The organism is Winogradskyella wichelsiae, from assembly GCF_013403925.1.
GTDB lineage: Bacteria > Bacteroidota > Bacteroidia > Flavobacteriales > Flavobacteriaceae > Winogradskyella > Winogradskyella wichelsiae.
The window spans coordinates 273,090-288,611 of sequence record NZ_JABFDJ010000001.1; the positions used below are offsets into that span (position 1 = coordinate 273,090).

Annotated in this window: 12 protein-coding genes; 5 read left to right on the forward strand and 7 right to left on the reverse strand. The window is 33.6% G+C overall.

The genetic code is table 11. The features are described from left to right. The first annotated feature begins 2 nt into the window (after positions 1–2). Positions 3–470 (forward strand): Na(+)-translocating NADH-quinone reductase subunit F, encoded by a 468-nt coding sequence (locus tag HM985_RS01305; RefSeq protein ID WP_179374501.1) that lies wholly within the window; start codon positions 3–5, stop codon positions 468–470. Between the two features lie 484 nt (positions 471–954). On the opposite strand, the gene nqrF is transcribed toward HM985_RS01305, so the two are convergent. From nqrF to HM985_RS01335, 6 genes are read right to left on the reverse strand one after another with little or no spacing between them, the layout of a single operon-like run. Beyond that, a complete protein-coding gene (gene nqrF / locus HM985_RS01310; protein ID WP_179374936.1) occupies positions 955–2,262 on the reverse strand; it encodes an NADH:ubiquinone reductase (Na(+)-transporting) subunit F in 1,308 nt (435 codons plus the stop codon). A gap of 4 nt (positions 2,263–2,266) precedes the next feature. Continuing rightward, complete coding sequence (gene nqrE / locus HM985_RS01315) at positions 2,267–2,992, reverse strand: NADH:ubiquinone reductase (Na(+)-transporting) subunit E (RefSeq protein ID WP_179374502.1); 726 nt, start codon at positions 2,990–2,992, stop codon at positions 2,267–2,269. Positions 2,993–3,043: 51 nt separating this feature from the next. Continuing rightward, entirely contained in the window at positions 3,044–3,688 is a 645-nt protein-coding gene (locus tag HM985_RS01320) for an NADH:ubiquinone reductase (Na(+)-transporting) subunit D (protein ID WP_114310612.1), read from the reverse strand. A gap of 3 nt (positions 3,689–3,691) precedes the next feature. Beyond that, the gene (locus HM985_RS01325) at positions 3,692–4,441 is read right to left on the reverse strand and encodes a Na(+)-translocating NADH-quinone reductase subunit C (RefSeq protein WP_179374503.1); all 750 of its coding nucleotides are present in this window, start codon (positions 4,439–4,441) and stop codon (positions 3,692–3,694) included. 2 nt (positions 4,442–4,443) lie between these two features. Continuing rightward, on the reverse strand, positions 4,444–5,667 hold the full coding sequence (locus HM985_RS01330; RefSeq protein ID WP_179374504.1) for an NADH:ubiquinone reductase (Na(+)-transporting) subunit B: 1,224 nt from the start codon (positions 5,665–5,667) through the stop codon (positions 4,444–4,446). Then, positions 5,667–7,019 (reverse strand): Na(+)-translocating NADH-quinone reductase subunit A, encoded by a 1,353-nt coding sequence (locus HM985_RS01335; protein ID WP_179374505.1) that lies wholly within the window; start codon positions 7,017–7,019, stop codon positions 5,667–5,669. The genes HM985_RS01330 and HM985_RS01335 overlap by 1 nt, the downstream gene beginning before the upstream one ends. Positions 7,020–7,180: 161 nt before the next feature. Here HM985_RS01335 and HM985_RS01340 point away from each other — a divergent pair, with 161 nt between their 5' ends. The 4 genes from HM985_RS01340 (at position 7,181) to HM985_RS01355 (ending at position 12,729) form a co-directional block, all read left to right on the forward strand. Next, positions 7,181–8,431: a type IX secretion system plug protein gene (locus HM985_RS01340; protein ID WP_179374506.1), complete on the forward strand. Its 1,251-nt coding sequence runs from the start codon at positions 7,181–7,183 to the stop codon at positions 8,429–8,431. 181 nt (positions 8,432–8,612) lie between these two features. Beyond that, a complete protein-coding gene (apaG, locus tag HM985_RS01345; protein ID WP_179374507.1) occupies positions 8,613–8,999 on the forward strand; it encodes a Co2+/Mg2+ efflux protein ApaG in 387 nt (128 codons plus the stop codon). Positions 9,000–9,264: 265 nt separating this feature from the next. Next, positions 9,265–10,890 (forward strand): L-glutamate gamma-semialdehyde dehydrogenase, encoded by a 1,626-nt coding sequence (gene pruA / locus HM985_RS01350; protein ID WP_179374508.1) that lies wholly within the window; start codon positions 9,265–9,267, stop codon positions 10,888–10,890. Positions 10,891–11,040: 150 nt separating this feature from the next. Beyond that, positions 11,041–12,729 (forward strand): T9SS type A sorting domain-containing protein, encoded by a 1,689-nt coding sequence (locus tag HM985_RS01355; RefSeq protein WP_179374509.1) that lies wholly within the window; start codon positions 11,041–11,043, stop codon positions 12,727–12,729. 66 nt (positions 12,730–12,795) lie between these two features. Here the strand turns inward: HM985_RS01355 and HM985_RS01360 are convergent, their stop codons facing one another. Further along, positions 12,796–15,363: a toxin-antitoxin system YwqK family antitoxin gene (locus HM985_RS01360; protein WP_179374510.1), complete on the reverse strand. Its 2,568-nt coding sequence runs from the start codon at positions 15,361–15,363 to the stop codon at positions 12,796–12,798. Positions 15,364–15,522: the final 159 nt, after the last annotated feature.

Here is a 15,522-nt window from a genome sequence, read left to right on the forward strand (position 1 = left end):
TTATGAAAAGTTCGCTTCGTTTCGACAACGCTATCACTAAATTATATAAAGCTTTCCACCATAACACTTTAAATCCTGAAGATTTTAAACAGTGTGCTGTTGGCAATATCTTAGATAATAAAGATAGCTGGCAACATCTTACTAACAGACACGGCACTACCCAACTTAATTACATAGGATTAGTACATCAAAATATGAAAAGAAGGTTTAATGGCTATTTACCTAATGAGTTATTATCCATAGAAAATGCTTTTTTAAAAGGCTGTGATTATCATTTCACCGCTACAATGCAATTACATAGACCTGAAAATATAAACGACGATAAGCTTTTTAATGGCCTTTGTGCTGTAGTATCATTACTCTGTTCTTTTGATGGAAGAATGGATGTTATGGATTGCTCAAAATTATTTAATTACGAACGTTCCAATTCTAATAGAAATCTAAATAAACAAATAAATCACTTTAGATAAACCTTTAATCTTGTCTAACACAGTTCTAAATTAACTAGAGATAAAATCCGACATCAATTTCTCATAAACCTAAAAGGGCAGATAAAAATTCCTAATTATAATATGGTAAATACCATTTTATGGCATAAAATAAGCAAATCCTCTAACTGCTGTTATCACTAATGCAATCATATACAATTTCTATTTAAAAATCAGTCGAGATGAACAGGCATAGACATTCCTATTAAGCCTGTTATTAACGTATCGACAATCAAAAAATCAATATTTCATAACGCTTGGGACCGATGGTACAAGGCTCACTAATATTAAATAATATCCCAGCTCATGCCGAGTATGTAATTCCAAAGTGATTAAAATGAGTTAAATTTTTTATCCATAGTCTACTAAAAATCATAATAAGATAGTTAATATAAAATCGGTATGGTATTAAACAAAAAAGCCAACGCTATTGCGTTGGCTTTTTATTTATATATAAATCTTTAGATTATCCTCCAAAGTCATCAAATCTAATGTGCTCATCCGGAATCCCGAAATCTTCACCCATTTTCTGAACAGCTTGGTTCATTAATGGGGGGCCACAGAAGTATAATTCAATATCTTCAGGGGCATCATGCAGGCTTAAATAGTTATCTATAACACAATTGTGTATAAAACCTACAAAACCATCTCCTGGCGCATCCACCGTTTCTTTTACTTTCCAATTATCTTCTTCCATTGGTTCAGACAAAGCCAAGTAAAATTTAAAGTTAGGAAAATCTCTTTCTAACTCACGGAAGTGCTCTAAATAAAATAATTCACGTTTAGAACGTCCACCGTACCAATAAGTTACTTTACGACCTGTCTTTAAGGTCTTGAAAAGATGATATAAATGAGAACGCATTGGTGCCATACCAGCACCACCACCAACATAAAGCATTTCGCTATCTGACTCATTGATGAAGAATTCACCGTAAGGTCCAGAAATAACGACTTTATCACCTGGTTTTTGATTAAATATGTAAGACGATGCGACACCTGGATTTACATCCATCCATCCGTTTTTAGCACGATCGAAAGGTGGTGTTGCAATACGCACGTTTAACATCACCTCTCGTCCTTCGGCAGGATAAGAAGCCATAGAATAAGCACGCTCTACAGTTTCTGTATTTTTCATGATTAAAGGCCATAACGCAAATTTATCCCATTCTGCTTGAAACTTATCTGGTGTTTCATGCTCTTCAGGATGCGCTGTAATATCCATATCTGCAAATTTTACTTCACATGGTGGAATTTCAATCTGAATATAACCTCCAGCTTTGTAACCCATATCTTCAGGAATCTCTACAACGAATTCCTTAATAAAAGATGCAACATTATAATTTCTTACAACCGTTGCTTCCCATTTTTTAATACCAAAAACTTCTTCAGGAATTGTTATTTCCATATCCTGTTTCACTTTTACTTGGCAAGATAAACGTGCACCATGTGCAAGTTCTTTTCTACTAAAGTGAGGTGTTTCTGTTGGTAATGCTTCTCCTCCACCAGATAATACGTGACATTCACATTGAATACATGTTCCACCACCCCCACAAGCAGATGGTAAAAATATTTTTTGATTTCCTAAAGTGCTTAATAAAGAACCTCCTGAACCAACTTCGATTTCACGTTCACCATTAATGGTAATCTTTACAGGACCAGATGGTGATAATTTTTGTTTTACAAATAATAGTAATCCAACTAATAACATCAAAATGATTAAAAATGCTACTACGGTAACTAGAATTGTTCCTGCTGTACTTGCTGCTAATAAAATCATACTACTCAATTACTTTAATTGTGTTATCAGCTAATGCTTTTGTTTCCTCTAATTTCGTCTCTGCTTCTACTGTATCAGTAGTCACTTCTGCTTTAGCTTCTTCTTCATCACCACCTGTTAACATACCTCCAAAACTCATAAAGCCGATAGCCATTAAACCTGTAATAATAAAAGTAATACCTAAACCACGTAACGCAGGTGGTACGTTAGAATATCTAATTTTCTCACGAATAGCAGCAATCGCTAAAATGGCTAAAAACCATCCAATACCAGAACCAACTCCATAAGTTGTTGCTAATCCTAATGTAGGGATCTCTCTAGATTGCATAAACAATGATCCACCCAAGATGGCACAGTTTACGGCAATTAGGGGTAAAAATATACCTAATGAATTATATAATGATGGTGAAAATTTCTCTACAACTATTTCTACCAATTGTACCATGGTTGCAATAGTAGCAATAAACATAATAAATGATAAGAAACTTAAATCATAACTAGCATATTCTTCACCTAACCATGTTAAAGCACCTGGTTGCAATAAATACTGATCTAATAACCAGTTTAAAGGGACTGTAATGGCAAGTACAAATATAACTGCAGCACCAAGACCTACAGCCGTACTTACTTTTTTAGATACAGCTAAGTAAGAACACATTCCTAAGAATGTTGCAAATACCATGTTGTCTATAAAAATCGATTTAAAAAATAATTCTATATGTTCCATATTTTTTATTTTGTTGAAGTTCTAAACCAAAGTTAAGAACCACAAGTCAATTTAATCTTCTATTAAAGCTTTGTTTCTACTACGTTGTATCCAAATGATTATACCTACAACAATTAATGCCATTGGTGACAATAACATAAAACCGTTATTTTCATAACCTATAGCATACAATCCTGTTTTTTCAATTGGATCTCCTAAAACTTTAAATCCTAATAACGTACCAGAACCTAATAGCTCTCTAAAGAAACCAACGATGATAAGAATTAAGCCATAACCTGCCGCATTTCCAATACCATCTAAAAAGGATTGCCATGGTTTATTTGCCAAAGCAAAAGCTTCAAAACGTCCCATAATAATACAGTTTGTAATAATTAACCCTACAAATACAGAAAGTGTTTTACTTAACTCATAAGCAAAAGCTTTTAAAACTTGATCAACTATAATTACCAAAGCAGCAACTACGACCAATTGAACAATAATTCTAATTTTTGAAGGAATGATGTTTCTCATTAAAGAAATAACAACGTTTCCTATACCTAAAACAGCCATTACAGATACAGCCATTACAATAGAAGCTTTTAGCTCTGCTGTAATTGCCAAAGCAGAACATATACCTAATACCTGAATAGTAATTGGGTTATTATCCGCTAATGGATCTGTGATTAACTTGGCATCTTTCTTTGATAAAAGTCCCATAAATTAATTGTTTTTTAAATTTTTAAAATAAGGTTCGTAAAGCTTTAAATCACTTTTTATCATTGCTGAAACACCGTTACCTGTAATTGTAGCTCCTGCAATGGCATCTACCTCATTATCTGTTTTATCTAAATTCTTTGGGTCTGCATTACCTTTAGCAACATCAATACCTTTAAAAGTACCTGATTCATTTAAAAGGTGTTCACCAATAAAATCATCCATAAAAAAACGTTGCTTAATGTTAGCCCCTAATCCTGGTGTTTCACCAGCATGATCAAAAAATGCACCTTGTACAACCATGTTTTCATCCATTGAAACATAAGCCCAAATAGCATCCCAAAGCCCTTTACCTCTTATGGGTGCGATATAAAATGTTTGACCATCTTTTTCACCAACAAATAAGGGTAATTTTCTTGTTTTACCTGCATTTCCGTTTGCCTGTTGCTTTTTAACATCTATTAAATAAGCCTGATCATCTTCGCTAACTTTTCCGTCTTCGATAACCAATTGCTTTAAGATGAATTTCTCAAATAACGCTGGCGCATCGTCTGTAGAAACAAAATTTGCACTGCTCTCATCATTCTCATTAACACCCATGGCATACAGAATGTTCTGTTGCTTTTCTATACGTTGGTTCTCTGTAATAGTCGGTTTTAATGAAGATGCAGTAAACGCTAATAATGAACCTACGATTAGTACCATAGCAATGGCAAAAATTATAGTGTATGAATTTTTATCTGTTCTATTTTCCATCGTTATGCAGTTTTTGCTTTTAGACGTTTCATTCTTTTCTTAACATTTCCTTGTACCACATAATGGTCAATGGTTGGCGCAAACACATTCATTAATAGAATAGCTAACATGACACCTTCTGGATATGCAGGGTTGAATACACGAATCATTATAGAAAGGAATCCGATTAAGAAACCATAGACCCATTTCCCTTTATTAGTTTGTGATGCGGTTACAGGATCTGTAGCCATAAACACAGTACCAAAAGCAAAACCTCCAATAAGTAAGTGATGCCAAAATTCGGTACTCATTAATCCGTAAAATTTGCTGCCTTCTGTAATAACCTCAGCACTGACAAGACCATTAAAAATAAGTCCCATGACTAAAGCTCCTACAACAGAGGATAACATAATTCTCCAGCTTCCAATTTTAGCGAAGATTAAAAATAACGCTCCTACTAAAATTAAAAGTGTTGATGTCTCTCCTACCGAGCCAGGTATAATTCCGTAGAACATATCCCAAACCGAATAGGCAACTTCTTTACCTTGTGCTAAGGTTCCTAATATCGTTTCTCCAGAAATAGCATCGACATTCTGTCCTGCAGCAATCATTTGATCACGTTCTACAGCTCCATGAATCCATACTTTATCTCCTGACATCCACGTTGGATAAGCAAAGAATAAAAAGGCTCTAATGGTTAAGGCAGGATTAAGAATATTCATTCCTGTTCCACCAAAGACTTCTTTACCAATAATAACACCAAAGATTACTGCTACAGATAGCATCCATAATGGGATATCTATAGGTACAATAAGTGGTACTAACATACCCGTTACTAAATAACCTTCTTCTACTTCATGACCTTTAATGATAGCGAAAACAAATTCTACTGCTAAACCAACACCGTAAGAAACAATAACTAGTGGTAGTACTTTCCAAAGTCCAACAACAAGATTATCTAAAGTCCAAAATGAAGCTCCTAAAAACCCATTTGCAGATTCAATTAAACCTTGTGCTAAATAATGCTGATAACCTGCATTGAACATACCGAATATTAAACAAGGCACTAAAGCCATGATTACAGTATTCATTGTACGCTTTAAATCATCAGCGGCCTTTATATGAGTCCCATTATGAGTGGTTTCATTAGGCATATATAAAAACGTAAAAAGGGCGTTAAATCCAGGAAGCCACTTCTTGTCTTTATTCTTTTCCTTAAAATTATGTAAATTACTTTTTAAACCCATTATCCTATTTCTTTAAGCATTAAGTCTAAACCTTCTCTAATTATTTTTTGATGCGGTTGCTTAGATACACACACAAATTCTGTTAATGCGAAATCTTCAGGTGCAACTTCGTACATCCCTAAAGCTTCCATTTCATCTAAATCTTTATACATACAAGCTTTTAGAATTTGCATTGGGTAAATGTCTAAAGGAAAAACTTCTTCGTAAGTTCCTGTAGTTACAAATGCACGATGCTCTCCGTTTGTATTTGTATTTAAGTCGAATTTCTTCTTTGGTGTTAACCAAGAAAAAGTTAAGGCTCTAGATGTCGATATTTTATTAAAAATAGGCTTATTCCATCCGAAAAATTCATAATCATCACCTTCTGGTATCACAGTGATAACATTACTGTAATAATCTAAATGACCATCTGGCTGAATTTGTTTTCCTGACAATACATTACCCGAAATAAAACGTGCATTGCTATCTCTTTCAACTCCGTTATCGTAAACCATAGTCGCGATTTCAGCACCTAATTTAGTTTTAAAATAACGTGGCTTTTGAACAGAAGATCCCGCTAAAGCAATAATACGCTCAGCATTGAATTTCCCTGTAAGAAGCAACTCTCCGATAATCACTAAATCTTGTGCATTAACCGTCCAAACTGTTTCACCTTTATTAACAGGGCTTACCTTATTAATTAAAGTCCCAACATTCCCTGAAGGATGTGGCCCCGAAACTTTATGTGTGGTTGCATTCTGTAGATTAGCTAAAGGCGACTTTGACTGATCACCAACTGAAACATGTACACTACCCTCTGTCAGTTTAGACAGGGCCGTAACCGCGGCTTGTAATTCAGCTTCTTTACCCGCTAAGGTAAAGTCTAAATCTGCCGCTAACGGTGCACTTGCATAACCAGAAATGAATATTGCTTTTGGCATAACATCAGCCTTGGCAATAACATCGTAAGGACGTTGCTTTATAAAAGCCCAACATCCCGAAGCTAACAAATGTGCTTTAGTTTTTTCAGCATCCGAATTTAAGTCAAACGTTCCATGATCTAGAAAGGTCTGCGCTTTGTCTGCAATTATTTTAATAGCGTCTATACGACGTCTAGGTCCACGAAGTACTTCCGCTATCTCACCAGAAACTGGCGAAACAAACTTCATGTTCTCGTTATCTTTGTTGTAAAATAAAGTTTCACCTGCTTTAACATGTGTCCCCTCTTTAGCAACAAGTTTTGGAATAATACTGTGGAAATCCTCGGGTCTAATTGTATAAGAATTACTAATAATAGCATTCTCTATAGTTTTCTCGGCTTCACCGATTAACTCAATATTTAAACCCTTTTTTATTTTGATGTCTTTTGACATATACTTAAAGATTAGTTATCTAAAAATCGCTGCGAATTTACAAATTAATGCTTAAAAAACTCTTAAATTCAAGCATCTTTTTTATTTGTAATGATTATAAATAACTCAATTGTTTTAAGGTATAGATTTTGATTATCTTTATACGCTTAGAATCAATCACAATGAAAAAAAAAATTAATCTTCTTTTACTTTTACTCGTTCCCATAGCATTAATTGCGCAAGCTGTTGAAGAACTTAATCCTCCCGATTTTATAAAAACAATCACTTTTAAAAGTAATACAACCCAAGGTCAATTACCTATTTTAAAACTTGGGGAATCGCTAATGCTAGAGTTTGATGCCTTAACAGGTGATGAAGAAGACTTCTACTACGTTATTGAACATTATAATTTTGATTGGACTCCTTCTAATTTAGTTAAAGCAGAATATTTGAGTGGTTTAGATAATCAAAGAATATTAACGTACGAAAACTCATTTAACACCTATCAGATATATTCTCATTATACACTAGAGATCCCCAACACACAAACACGTGCGTTATTAAAAAGTGGAAATTATATGCTTTCTATTTACGACGATTATGATGAACTAATGTTTAGTCGAAAATTTATGATCTACGAAGATGTTGCAAGTGTTGGCGTACAGGTAAAACGATCGAGAGATGTTAAAACTATTGCTGGTAAACAATCTGTGGATATCGCAGTAACCACAAATGGCACCAATTTAAACAACCCTTTAGAAACGATAAAAACACTCTTAATTCAAAATAATAATCTGAATACATCAATTTCAAATTTAAAACCTCAATATACACTTGGTAACGAATTGATATACCGCTATGACACGGAATCTGCTTTTTGGGCAGGAAATGAATATAATTTTTTCGAAAACAAAGATGTTAGAGCTGCCAATATAGGGGTTCAATATATTGAACTTAAAGAGCTCTATCATAATTTTTTATATACTAATATTTCCCGAAAAGATAGACCATATACTTACAATCCCGATATTAATGGTAATTTTCTTATTACAGCTTTAGACAAAACAAATGTAGGTATTGAAGCAGATTATGTTATGGTTCATTTTTCATTATTACAAGAGGAATTAAAAGACAAAAACATATTTATCTACGGTAACTTTAACGCTTATACTTTAGAACCATTAACGCAAATGGTCTTCAACCAAGAGGCTAAACGTTACGAAAACATTATGCTTTTAAAACAAGGATTCTACAACTACAAGTTTGTCACTGTAGATAAGAAAACAGGCCAATTAGACGAAGGGGCCATTAGTGGAAACTTTTGGCAAACAGAAAACAACTATAAGGTTTTAATTTACTATAAAGATCTTGGTTCACGTTATGATCGTCTTATAGGTTTTGGTGAAGCATCTTCTGTAGACATTACAAACTAAACATTTTAAGATGGCAAAGGTTAAATTTATGGAAATGAGAAATATCCGTGTCTCAATTAGCGTTATTTTTATATGGACGCCTTAATAAATTGACTTTTGCTAAAAAACAGAACCTCATAACAGAATTACAATGATCCGACAAAAAAATACGTTACCTTAGCATAGATCAATACTAAAAGTCATGGTACAACAAGTTACAAGTGGGATAAAGATCTCTGTAGAAACTAATTTTGAAGGTACATTTTATAAAAATTATAAAGTACACTTTGCGTTTGGTTATAAAGTAACAATTGAAAACCAAAGTAAAGATTCAGTGCAATTAAACTCAAGACACTGGAGAGTTTTGGATGCTTTAAATAGCGAAGAAACTATAGAAGGTGAAGGAGTTATTGGTAAGAAACCTATTTTACAACCAGGCGAATCGCATACTTACAATTCGGGTTGTCTTTTAACTTCTCCCTTTGGAGCTATGCAAGGTTATTACAACATGGTAAATAATACAAAATCTAACCACTTTAAAGTTTACATTCCCTCGTTTAAATTGAGTGCTCCTTTTGCTTTAAATTAACACGCGTTATTTATTATCAAAATATTAAATATCAATTAATTGAAGGTACTCCACTCAAACCGCAACATTATAACGATGCCATCACGTAAAAGCTATTAAATACACACGATTAATCTTCACAGAACTATAACATTTCAAAAATAAATTCTCTTATAAAAATTGTACCTTTGTTTTTACAAATTCAAACTGAAAACTAAATAGAGTTTCATTGTCACAAAGACACGCTCAATGTGATATTTGAAAACATAAAAAAAACAATTAAACTATGGGAAAAGGATTCTTTAATGTACCAGTAGCAGTTAACGAACCTGTTATGTCTTATGCGCCTGGTTCTGCAGAACGCAAAGCTGTTTCAGAAGCTTATAAATCAATGTTTAACGCTAAGGTTGAAGTCCCTTTATACATAAATGGTAAGGACGTAAAAACTGGGAACACCAGAACGATGTCTCCCCCGCACGATCACCAACACATAGTAGGTGAATATCACTTAGCCGAAAAAGCACATGTCGAAGACGCTATTTCTACAGCATTAGAAGCACGCAAATCATGGTCACAAATGCCATGGGAACAACGCGCAGGTATTTTCTTAAAGGCAGCTGAATTAATTGCTGGCCCTTACAGAGCAAAGATCAATGCAGCTACAATGATAGCGCAATCTAAAAATATATATCAGGCTGAAATTGATGCAGCTTGTGAATTGATTGACTTTTTACGTTTTAATGTTCAGTTTATGTCTGACATTTACATGGAACAACCAGAAAGTACAAGTGCGGCATGGAACAGAGTAGAATACAGACCGCTTGAAGGTTTTACTTACGCTGTAACACCATTTAACTTTACTGCTATTGCTGGTAACTTACCTGCTTGTATGGCTTTAATGGGGAATGTTGTCGTTTGGAAACCTAGTGACAGCCAAGTCTATTCTGCAAAAGTGATCATGGATATTTTTAAAGAAGCAGGGGTGCCAGATGGTGTAATTAATGTTGTTTTTGGTGATCCTGAAATGATTACCAATACGGTATTAGCAAGTCCAGATTTTTCTGGCTTACATTTTACAGGTTCTACCCACGTCTTTAAAGAATTATGGAAACAAATAGGAAATAACATACATAACTATAAAACATACCCAAGAATTGTTGGTGAAACTGGTGGAAAAGATTTTATAGTTGCTCACAAAACGGCAGATGCTAAACAAGTAGCAACGGCTATTGCTCGTGGCGCTTTTGAGTTTCAAGGTCAAAAATGTAGTGCAGCATCTCGAGCTTATGTTCCTAAAGGAATTTGGGCTGATGTAAAGAAATATCTAATTGAAGATATGGAATCTTTTAAAATGGGATCTCCAGAAGATATGAGCAACTTTATCACTGCTGTAATCCATGAAGGTTCGTTTGATAAATTAGCAAAATACATAGATGAAGCTAAAGCAGATAGCGATGCTGAAATTATTGCTGGTGGTAACTACGACAAATCTAAAGGTTACTTTATAGAACCTACGGTGATCTTAACTACAAACCCAAAATACACAACAATGTCTACAGAATTATTTGGTCCTGTAATTACAATATATGTGTATGAAGATGATGCCTATACAGAAACATTAAAATTAGTAGATGAAACAAGCGAATACGCCCTAACTGGCGCTATTATTTCTAGAGATAGATATGCGGTTGAAGAAGCGACAAAAGCGCTTCAGAATGCTGCCGGAAACTTCTACATTAACGATAAACCAACAGGTGCTGTTGTTGGACAACAACCTTTTGGTGGAGCGAGAGCTTCTGGGACAAACGATAAAGCCGGAAGCCCTCAAAACTTACTACGTTGGGTATCTCCTAGATTAATTAAGGAAACATTTGTAACGCCTGTCGATTACAGATATCCTTTTTTAGGCTAAGCAGTCACAACTTAATTTAATAATTAAATCCTTAGAAGCTTTTTGCTTTTAAGGATTTTTTTTTAGCCCCACTCAAAATCACGCTCATAATCAGTAATTTATAAATCAAACGTTGTATCTTTTCAACATAATAATTTAAAATTTGCACTTATGAATAAATACTACGTTTCTATTTTATTGATTTTTCCACTCCTTAGTTTTTCTCAAACGACTTTTACTTCTACAATAACACCAGATTTATCAGCTTACGGTGAAGTAGCAAATCATCCTGGAGAAGGAGAATATGAAATCTTTTTAAGTACAGATGGTATCTTAGACAAACCTATAATTGTTGTGGATGGTTTTGACACTGGTGACCTTAGAGATATTAATGGTATTTATAGTTTATTAGATTTTGCCGGCACATCGGGCACCGATAACTTAGCGGATCAATTGCGTGCGCAGGGCTTTGATGTTATTATTCTTAATTTCCCTGTTTATACAAGAAATGCAGATGGTGCTACTATTGATGGAGGCACAGACTTCATAGAAAGAAACGCGCTGCTTTTAGTAGAGTTAATTAATAGCATTAATACAGATAAAGCTTCAAACAGCCCTGAACAAAATGTAATTATTGGTCCAAGTATGGGTGGGCTAATAGCACGTTATGCCTTAAATTATATGGAAGCTAATGTAATTGATGCAGATACCAGACTTTATATTTCTTTTGATGCACCTCACTTAGGCGCTAATTTTCCTATTGGTTTACAACATCAATTAAATTATTTAGCAAACAACCCACTGAGTCCTGTAACAGAATTACAGCCGGTTATTGAAGGCTTATTACAATCGCCTGCAGGAAGACAGTTGTTAATTGATCATTTAGAATCACATTTAACTGGTGACGACTTATTTACTTTTGATGCTAACGCTACTCTGCCAGTTCCACACCCATATAGAATAATTTTTAACGCAGACATAAATAATCTTACACCAAATGGTTTTCCTGAAAACGTCCGTAATGTCGCCATCGCAAACGGAAGTGGTAATGGAAGTTTTTACTTAGCTGCAGATGGAATTACACCTGTAACTAATGGATTTACCATTGTAGATGTTTCACTTCCTGTAGATTCACCTTTAGGAGGAACTATAGATGTTGACATCGATATAAATATGACGCCAGCCGCTGGTGCACCACAACAAGTAAGTCGGTTTTTCGCACCGCTTTTTCCTCCATTCGTGCCAGATATATTAAACGCTGCGAGTTCGGGAACTGTACACTTTGACGGTGTAGATGCCGCACCAGGAGGATTATTTGACTTATCGACTTTAACAGCGTCTTTTGGAACAACAGGTGGTATTGGTGATGCTTTTTTTGCCGCTTTACAAATTGATAAATTCAGCTATATACCTACAGTAAGTGCCCTTGCACTAGACATTACTGATGCAGCTACAGGAAATGAAATTAATTGGCATTATAGCGATGATTTTACCAACGCCACTCCTTTCGTTAATAGCTTTGTCCCTGAGGATAATGAACCTCATGTTTTGCTTACTGAAGCTAATGTTGCTTTTGCTTTGGTTGAGATATTAAATACTCCTTTACACGTTTTAGATTCAGAATTATACACTTTTAAATTAGAAAAGAACCCTGTTCAAAACCAATTAATATTGCGTTCTAATTTAAATAGTGCTGCTACTATTACAATTAATGATTTAACAGGGAAAACGGTTTTTAATTCTACTAAAGAATTAACAGAGCGAACAATTATAAATATAGCTTTAAATACTGGCTTTTATATCTTAAATGTCGCTAGTGATTACAATACATTTACGACCCGATTTATAGTCAATAGATAAGACAAAGTTGATAATAAAAAAACCGCTTGAGGAAGCTCAAACGGTTTTTTTATTTTATACACTCCTTTAGTACAGAGATTCAGGGCGCAAATTATTAATATAAATATTTAACCTGTCAATATATTTCAGACCATAGCCTTCATCTATATTTTCTTCTACATAAAAAAGCGTTTCATCTTTATGTCCTACTAAAGTCAATTGCACCATATCATTTTTTCGCTTTAATATAATATAAGCTACACGATTATCATATAAACTATAGGCTGACAAATAAACAGTACCAGATTCTAGTTTATAATTTTTAATAATACCACGATGTTGTTCCTTTCCTTTTTTATCATAACGAATAACTTCTCCATCAACATAATTTTTACTTAGAGCATATTGTAACCGCTTAAGATCAGAATCTTTATAATAAGCTATTGTTTGCGCAATCGCTCCGTCTTTAAATGTTGAAATATTTTTACCTTCCTCGGTATAAGAAATACGCTTAACTAAAAGTCCGTTTTTATAAATCTCTTGACTAGGCGCACTACTATAACTTGAAGAAAGTACTTTAGTGCCTTCAAAAGGTTCTCCGTTTTTGTATATAATACGAGACGTCTCCTTTCCATTTTCATCATAATTAATTGACTTTCCTTCTAAAATATCATTCTCATAATTTTTCGTAAATTGTAGTTGACCTAAACGATTAAAAGCGCTAAAAGTTCCTTCTTTTTTATCATTTACATATTGCCCTTCTTCTAATATAATGTCGTGATTATAATTAAATTTTTTATAAAACCCATTGCGCTTTCCTTCATTGATCTCATACTTAATTCTTGATACGGCATCATACATTGTGCCTTTCCATGGCAATTTATTTTTAAAATTAACCCTAGCGATAACTTCACCATATTTATCATAAGACATAGCACAACATGAAATATCCGTTTCTTCAATTAACACAGGATTTATAGCACCATAACTTGTATTTAAACCATAATCATAACGTTTAGAAGTTTGCAAAACTCCGTTATTTTCTTTTTTAAATAACCGAACCTCGTTTGAGGTATTAAAAAACTCATATAGTGCTCCGTCTTTTTTAAGATAATCATAAGTCCCGATAAGTTCTCCCTTATCATTATAAAACTTACCTAACTTTTTTTCGTAATCCTCAAATATTATATCACTTTGCTTAGATCCATTACTATAATAAAAAACTTCTCTGTATTTACTATAACTACCATCTTTATAATAAGAAGTATTCTTAAAATCCACTAAACTATCCTTAGCAATTGATTTTGTAATAAAGTTGGTACGCGCTATCAGTTCTCTATTTTTATAAGTTTCTATACCATTAATATCAGAATTGTAGCCTATGTCGTATCGTTTCCCTTCTATCGGTTTTGCATATTTATTTTTATACTCAACTTTTAAAGTCCCCATTACAACACCTTCCTTGTTATAATAAAGCTCTTCCTCCTTATTCTTTTTACTAAATACAAGATTTGTATCGGGATAATATTTTAGCTCCTCTACAAGCTCCCCTTCTTTATAAGTTGATTTTCTACCTCCTTTAATTTCTACACCTGAAAATGGATAATAGTTTTTATATGCCATTCTTGCAAGTTCCTTTCCCGTTTCATCAAAACTTACTTGAAGTATTTTAATATTGTCTTTATAGCTTGTAATTGATTTCACCTTACCATCATCGTAACGCTGTTCCTCCCTTTCAAGTTGTCTATTATTATATATTCTAGTGGATAGAACTTGATTAAAATCTTCTTTTTCATAGCCATAAGAAAAAATAACTTCTGTACCTTTTATGGGTTTTAAATAATCGTCCTGAAGTTCATAAATGACACTTCCTAGTATCGTGCCGTCATCATTAAAAAAAGTTTTTTTGTATTCAGAACCGATCTGAAACAATGTTCTCAGTTGACCATTAGGGTAATAATCGGTGCTCCCTAATAGTCTGTCATAAGGGTAATAGCTAATCTGTTTAACACGCATCGGTTCAAAATAATAAAAAACCTCAGCGCCCTTAAGAGACCCATTATTTAAAGTTTTAATTGTACCTATTTTACTCCCTTTTTCATCGTAATACTTAGATAGATAGCGACCAGATTTTACGGTACTATAGTTTTCATAACGAATACCTGATATGTCATCGTCATAAACAACCTCTTTGATGGTATCATTTTTTATTTCCGTATATATAGCACTAGAAAATCGAGTAATATTCTGAATACCAGACTTAATATAACCATTTTTATAAATAGCTATTAATTTTTTATCACCTAAAAAAGTAGTAAACGCTCCATCTAATCGGTTGTTCTTATACTGACCTTGTTGATACAATTTGCCATCTTCGGTATACCAACTCACTTTTTCTACCCAGTAATCTTTATTTTCATATTGAGACAATCCACTCATTTGTTTTTGACCTGAGATATAATAATCTTCAACTCGAAACAAATCACCCTCCTTTTTTATTGGCGGTCTAAAAAAAGCGGCACTATCTTTTATGGTTGTTCTCCAGGATATAGTGTAATAAATAGTATCCTGTTGTGCCTCTAAACTTAGAGGTATAAAAAAGCCACTTATAATAAAAAGGATAATACCCGTTTTTAGATGATCTAATAAATTCATTATTGAAGAATTTTAAATTGAGCTAATAATTTTTAATTTCTGACAACACAGTTTACAGTCATAATTTTTACAGCATAAATAGCTGAATAATAAGCACACACTGTTAGCCTAAATTCAGAGATTTCATTGATGGAATAAAATAATACGATATAAAAATGA

Coding starts and splice junctions, on each gene's coding strand:
- HM985_RS01305 (WP_179374501.1), top strand. CDS start 3: ATGAAAAGTTCGCTTCGTTTCGACAACGCTATCACTAAATTATATAAA.
- nqrE (WP_179374502.1), bottom strand. CDS start 2,992: ATGGAACATATAGAATTATTTTTTAAATCGATTTTTATAGACAACATG.
- HM985_RS01320 (WP_114310612.1), bottom strand. CDS start 3,688: ATGGGACTTTTATCAAAGAAAGATGCCAAGTTAATCACAGATCCATTA.
- HM985_RS01325 (WP_179374503.1), bottom strand. CDS start 4,441: ATGGAAAATAGAACAGATAAAAATTCATACACTATAATTTTTGCCATT.
- HM985_RS01330 (WP_179374504.1), bottom strand. CDS start 5,667: ATGGGTTTAAAAAGTAATTTACATAATTTTAAGGAAAAGAATAAAGAC.
- HM985_RS01335 (WP_179374505.1), bottom strand. CDS start 7,019: ATGTCAAAAGACATCAAAATAAAAAAGGGTTTAAATATTGAGTTAATC.
- HM985_RS01340 (WP_179374506.1), top strand. CDS start 7,181: ATGAAAAAAAAAATTAATCTTCTTTTACTTTTACTCGTTCCCATAGCA.
- apaG (WP_179374507.1), top strand. CDS start 8,613: ATGGTACAACAAGTTACAAGTGGGATAAAGATCTCTGTAGAAACTAAT.
- pruA (WP_179374508.1), top strand. CDS start 9,265: ATGGGAAAAGGATTCTTTAATGTACCAGTAGCAGTTAACGAACCTGTT.
- HM985_RS01355 (WP_179374509.1), top strand. CDS start 11,041: ATGAATAAATACTACGTTTCTATTTTATTGATTTTTCCACTCCTTAGT.
- HM985_RS01360 (WP_179374510.1), bottom strand. CDS start 15,363: ATGAATTTATTAGATCATCTAAAAACGGGTATTATCCTTTTTATTATA.